The sequence below is a fragment of the Leptolyngbya sp. CCY15150 genome (assembly GCF_016888135.1).
Classification (GTDB): domain Bacteria; phylum Cyanobacteriota; class Cyanobacteriia; order RECH01; family RECH01; genus RECH01.
The window spans coordinates 1-1063 of record NZ_JACSWB010000222.1 but is presented as its reverse complement, the minus strand read 5'-3'; the positions used below and the strand labels follow the sequence as shown (position 1 = coordinate 1063).

The following is a 1063-nucleotide window of genomic DNA, read 5'->3' as shown; positions in this document are numbered from 1 at the left end:
CGATGCTTGAGATAGTAGATGAGTAACCGGACTGATGTCGTTAGCATGTCAACCGATTTGGAATAACACAACGTCTTACGGTGCAATCGAGCCAAGTCACGCAAGGGTACACCTTATACCCATCGGTGATGTACAGAAAACAAGCCCAACCCATCACAATCTGCCACAAGGGCTTAAACGTTTCTAGAGAGTGGTCTCCTACCACAAACTGGAGAATGCCTGGGTGTTTTGTATTCACGACCGTCCACAACCAAAGTTTGTTTGTCTTGGTGCGCGTTCCCTAGCGCCGGAAACCGACGCGGGGTCGCACCGCTTTTTGACCCACAAAGGTCTCTAACTCATCGAGTTGGGCCGTTTCGGGAATCTCATAATTCTCCTCAGGGATAGCTGCTGCAGCTTGGCGCACCCAGTTGATCACACTATTATGGTTGATGCCAGTCACGCGCTCGATGGCTCGAAATCCCATACCATTGAGGGACATGGTGACACACAAGGCTTTGACTTCTTGACTGTATCCCTGTTGAGGATTGTCTCGGAACTGGCGGCGGCAGTCTCGGCACAGGTAGCTTTGCTTGCCATTGCGATGCCCATTCTTGACAACGTTGGCGCTGGCACAATGAGGACAATTCATGATGGACTCCCTTGACTCCACATCATTTTATATTATGCAACGCTCAATAGAGTTCTTGGAAAAGTTCATTCTTTCGTTCAGGATTTGGCGGATTGGACAAGCTACTGGTCAAAATGACAGGACTTACGCAAGAACCATTGGGATCGCCGGTTGCTTGAGTTGCGTTATCAAATAGTTGGACAACAGACCATGCTTGATTTGATAAATCGCTGAACGGGTGACAACGTCCCTAGAGAGCTTGCTGCAACAGGGATAGCGCATAGAACCCGCGCTGAAAATAGAGCCGTTTATGGGGTTTGAGTGCTATCAGTTGGAATGCCCAGTCGGCCCATAAGTCCATCGCATAGATCCATCGTTGACCATAGAGCCCCAGACTAAAATCACTCTGGCGAGGCGTCTTATCGTGGTGCTCTTGGATACGTCCTACATACT

Annotated in this window: 2 pseudogenes; both read right to left on the bottom strand. The window is 49.3% G+C overall.

What is annotated here, in order from left to right:
* Positions 1 to 631, bottom strand: a pseudogene (locus JUJ53_RS17920) (IS1 family transposase); the annotation flags it as partial.
* 229 nt (positions 632 to 860) lie between these two features.
* A pseudogene (locus JUJ53_RS17915) lies at positions 861 to 1063 on the bottom strand (IS4 family transposase); the annotation flags it as partial.